This is a genomic window from Cereibacter ovatus, assembly GCF_900207575.1.
Classification (GTDB): Bacteria; Pseudomonadota; Alphaproteobacteria; order Rhodobacterales; family Rhodobacteraceae; genus Cereibacter_A; species Cereibacter_A ovatus.
On record NZ_OAOQ01000038.1, the window covers coordinates 1 to 4,476 of the forward strand.

Sequence of the window (4,476 nt, forward strand, 5' to 3'; positions counted from 1 at the left end):
GCCGCCGTCATTACCCTCGTTCTGGCGATGATCCGGCAGGAGCGCGCTCGCGGCTACAGTCACGCGGCCGCCTGATCGCGTTGTTCAGGCTGAACTCGATCAGATCGTCCCAGGCGTCGGACTGGTAGCGGCGGTCCTGTTCCTCGCGGGCATCGGCGAGGATCGTAGGATCCTCGATCCACCAGATCGCGCCTTCGCGGAAGCGGTGGACGGCTTCGGCCCAGAGCTGGTCCCGGTCGCGAGCCAGCGCCGCGATGTCGATGGCGCCGCAGCGGAGCGGCCTCAGCAGACTCGCGCACGAGATGCTGGCGGGCAGCATCGGTGAAGCAGCATGACCCGCGCGGAGCCGATCCCAGACACCGTAACGCTGCACGTCCCGCTCACATTGGTGAAGCGCGGCGGACGCAAAGAGATGCAGCTACCCGAGGGTGCCGAGCAGCCGCGCAGGACCGACAACACGCTGATCAAAGCACTGGCGCGGGCATTTCGCTGGAAACGTATGCTGGAGTCAGGCGACTTCATGACCATCACCGAACTGGCTGAACGAGAAGGTGTAGCGGTTTCCTACCTCACCCGTGTGCTTCGCCTGACACTTCTAGCCCCCGAAATAATTGCGGTGATCCTAGACGGCCTGCAAGGGCCAGAACTGACCGTCACGAACGTCACAGGCCCGTTTCCGCTCGAATGGGCACTTCAGCGCCGGTACTTTCAATCATTAAACTAGACCCCTCGGCGCCTGCAGGCCTGCGCCGAGGTTAATGATCAATTACCGGCTAGTCGCGATTGGCCACGAGGCACAACTTAGGCTTCTCCCTTACCCTTAGCTTGCTTTCCGGAACCGAGAGCCCATGCATTGTCGCGAATTCCACAGGATCAGTCCGGAGCCCTTCCGCCAGTTCGTCCAAACTGTACCCGAGGTCGTTCAGGTGCAAGTTCAGAAGCTGCGCAGCCAGTTTGCCGGTCTCCGGAGCAATGTCGAACTCTTGCGGTTCCCGGGTGCGGTACCCGAATGCGCTCATCCTTTTATAGAGCGCAGTGGCATTCTCGTCCGTGATCGCTCCAAGTGATTTTGCTCTATAGATCAGTGCCGACATTGCCGTTCGCCACTTCTGCTTCAGCTGGCCAAGTCGCGGAATTGAAAGTCCACGCTTCAGATCAGGCAGGACCCCCGTCTTTGGCATCAACAGTTCCGCCGCAAAATCATTAGCCTCCTTTTCCATCGCATCGTAGGGGAATGCGTGCAGGACGACATGGCCATACTCGTGCGCGAGGCTGAAGCGCTTACGGTCAGCAGGGCGCGCATGGTTCAGCACAACCACCGGCTTCATGCCAGGAGGGCGCAGTGTAACGCCGTCAATGTCGGCTTGCCCGAAGTCTCCCTCTACGACGAGAATGCCAGTTGCTTCAACGAATCGTACGAGATTCGAAATCGGTCCGTCCCCAAGTTGCCAGGACGCCCTGACCTTCTGAGCAGCCTCACCAGCAGATGTGATGGCGTTAGCGTTCTCGCTAACGCTGGACTTGTCGCAAACGATCTCAAACTGCAGCAGCGGAAACTCTGGCTCTAGGTCCACGGCATCCAGAAGCTTTCGGAAATGGAGGACATAATGGTTGGCGAGAGCCACCACCCCTTCCTGATCCCTTTTTGACACCGCTGCCTTTCTTCGGAATGCAGCGCCATGGAGGCTCAGCGGCGTCCTATATAGCGGCTCTTGCTCGTAGAAGAAGCTCACCGGGAATCCCAAAGAACGCGCAATCGACTGGATTTCCTCCTGCGAGAGCGCGTCCCGGGTGCCGTTCTCAATTCGGGAGATTGCAGCCTGTGCAACTCCTGTTTCGGCGGCCAATTCTGTCTGTGTCTTCCGGCGTCTATTTCGAGCTAGGAGCAGCATCCCCCCGTTTATCGGTCGTGCTGCCATTTTCGGTTTCTTCTCCCTTGGGTCTCTTGATTGTCAACTTCGCGCCTGCCGGCTCATTTACCGGCGCGCTATCCATAGCCCCAGCAGCCACCGACGGTGCGGAGCGATGAATCTCGATCATTCTCTGATCTATTCCGTCTGCGAACTTTATGAAGACTTTCGAGACGGATACTCCCGTGCCACTCAAGTGGCAGGCAATAAAGAACAGCAGATGATCAGGCGCATCGACGTCGTAAGGAAAGAGTGATCGCTGCTCTTCAATGTCGCACACAGAGAAGTCAGATTTCGCGAACTGATGCGATGACTTCGAGGTGCCGCCGCGGGGGCCGGACAGATGAAGCTCGAAACTGACAGCTCGTTCGTCGCCACCGAGATCCACAACACCCGTAACTTTGTTGCTCCGGCCGTCATTGACATGGGTAACTTCCAAGCCGTGATCGGAGAGGTTCACGGCAGATGCCGCATCGGTCAGCGCGCTATTCAGCACCGAGCCGACCGCTCGCGGGTCGGAAATGTTGATGTGCTTCACCCGACCGAGATCCGCCAAGGTCGCTTCCAGCTGCCCTATGAGCGTCCAAAGTGGTTCCTCGAACCTTTCACGGGCTGCCTGCAGTGCTGCATCTCTGTCCAAACTCGATCCACCTCTTGCCGCCTGATGCAGCTGCATAGCACGGCCAAGAGGTGGGTGTCAAAAATATTCACGCCGCCATTCAGAGCGTGAATAATTTTCCCGCCTCTTCTCGCGCAAAAGCCGGTGATTGGCGCCGACCGAGGCAGGGCTTCCTGCGAGCGATGCGAAACCGTTGCAGAGACTGCGCGAAGTGCCAGCCTGAACAGCACGCATCATGTCGAGCCTTGGAGCGTATTGACCATCTGAGCCCGCATGTCCCTGCCGTCGACGGTCTTCTCGACTACGACGAACACGCCCTTGCCGCCGGTCTTCTTCTCCCACAGCTGCCCGATGGTCCGCTTTTCGGCGGTGTCGGGGCCATCTGCGAAGTGAGCTCCCTTGTACTCTACGACGAGCAGCCGGCCGTCCTCCAACTGAGCCACGAAATCCGGATAGAACTTGTCCGTGGCAGTCGGCAACCAGAACGAGTTGGGGTGGCGTGCGACGTTGCGGATCCAGAACTTCAGGCCTGGCAAGCTGTCGATGGCTTGCGCGCACTGGAATTCTTCACCGTTCTCGGCCCCATCGAAAGCAGGCACATGATCCGGCCCAAGGAAGTGCTTGCGAGGTTTCCAGCGCCCACGATACCGGCGCTGATCCCAATACATTCCGTCCTTGAACGCGAAAGCCTGGTCGAAGGAAACCTCGACCTTGGCTTCCGGAGCGAAAAGGTACCGCTGGTAGACGCCATCGCGTTCCTGCTGACGGATGGCGGCTAGCTTCTCGCGAACCTTGCGGGCGAGGATGACGCCGCGCGGGTATTTTGCGCCGTATTTTTCCGCGAAGATTTCGATGGCCACGGCCGCCGCGGCGCGGCTGATCTCGCGCAGGTCCGCGGTCACGGCGGGCTGCATCGACTTCGGGAAGGCATTCAGGACGTTTGCCGTCTTGTGGAACCAGCACCGCTGGTGGCGGGTGCCCGGAAAGGCCTCCTCCAGCGCCTTCCAGAACCCTAGCGCGCCGTCGCCGACCGCCAGCCCGGGCGGGACCCCCAGCCCGCGGGCCTTGAGATCGACCAGCAGTTCGCGCCAGCTCTGCGTGCTCTCGCGGATGCCGACCTGGAAGCCGACCAACTCCTTTCGGCCCTCCGGAGTGGCGCCGAGGATCACCAGCATGCACTCGGCCTGCGGCTCCATCCGGGCCTGGAGGTAGACGCCGTCGGCCCAGACGTAGACGTAGCGGCGTGCCGAGAGGTCGCGGCGCTGCCAGCGGTCGAGGTCGTCCTGCCACTCCGCCGTGAGGCGCGACATCACCCCAGGCGACAGGTTCGGAGCCTCTGCGCCGAGAATGGCGGCCAAGGCTTCCTGCACGTCCCCTGTGGAGAGGCCGCGGAGGTAGAGCGCCGGCAGGAGCGCGTCGAGGCTTTTCGACCGTCGCGCCCATTTCGGCAGGATGGCCGAGCTGAACCGGATCTTCGCCTCCACCGGCACATCCGCACGATCGCGCACCTTGGGCCGCTGGACCGGGATCGGCCCGATACCGGTCTGGATCTCGCGCTCGGGCCCGACGCCATGTCGCACGACACGGCGACGACCATCGGGGAGGAGATCCTCGGCGAAGCCGGCAACGAAACTGTCAGCTTCGGCCTTCAGCGCCGCCATGAGCATGCGACGCGCGCCCTCGCGCGCGATCTCGGTCAGCGGATCAAGGACAGTTCCCGGCTGGTGAAACGGGAGGATGTTGGTATCTTCGGACACAGGCGTATCGCTCCGTCTGGAGGTTCTGGCAGGCTAGACACCCGCCACGATACGCCGCCTTCTCAGGCCCCATCACCCAGATTCTGCCATAGCTCTCGGCTGACCAAACCTTCCCGCAAGGGCGGCGTGCCCATTCGGGTGGCGCATTGCTGGGCGCATGCGCGGCGCAAACTGAAGGAAGTCTTCGAAC

At 61.2% G+C, this 4,476-nt stretch carries 3 protein-coding genes and 2 pseudogenes; 1 reads left to right on the top strand and 4 read right to left on the bottom strand.

The annotated features are described in order from the left end of the window. Positions 1 to 142 precede the first annotated feature (142 nt). Positions 143 to 319 (bottom strand): annotated as a pseudogene (locus tag CRO07_RS19260) (VapE domain-containing protein); the annotation flags it as partial. A 12-nt stretch (positions 320 to 331) separates the two neighbouring features. Here CRO07_RS19260 and CRO07_RS17880 point away from each other — a divergent pair. Continuing rightward, entirely contained in the window at positions 332 to 724 is a 393-nt protein-coding gene (locus tag CRO07_RS17880) for a hypothetical protein (protein WP_097031978.1), read from the top strand. Between the two features lie 49 nt (positions 725 to 773). Here CRO07_RS17880 and CRO07_RS17885 read toward each other — a convergent pair whose 3' ends face one another. The 3 genes and pseudogenes from CRO07_RS17885 to CRO07_RS19560 form a co-directional block, all read right to left on the bottom strand. Then, positions 774 to 1,892, bottom strand: a complete 1,119-nt coding sequence (locus tag CRO07_RS17885; protein WP_204840061.1) for an XRE family transcriptional regulator — start codon at positions 1,890 to 1,892, stop codon at positions 774 to 776. Continuing rightward, positions 1,870 to 2,586: a hypothetical protein gene (locus CRO07_RS18545; RefSeq protein ID WP_141400110.1), complete on the bottom strand. Its 717-nt coding sequence runs from the start codon at positions 2,584 to 2,586 to the stop codon at positions 1,870 to 1,872. Before CRO07_RS18545 ends, CRO07_RS17885 begins: the two co-directional genes overlap by 23 nt. A gap of 713 nt (positions 2,587 to 3,299) precedes the next feature. Further along, positions 3,300 to 4,286, bottom strand: a pseudogene (locus tag CRO07_RS19560) (IS256 family transposase); the annotation flags it as partial. Between the last annotated feature and the right edge of the window lie 190 nt (positions 4,287 to 4,476).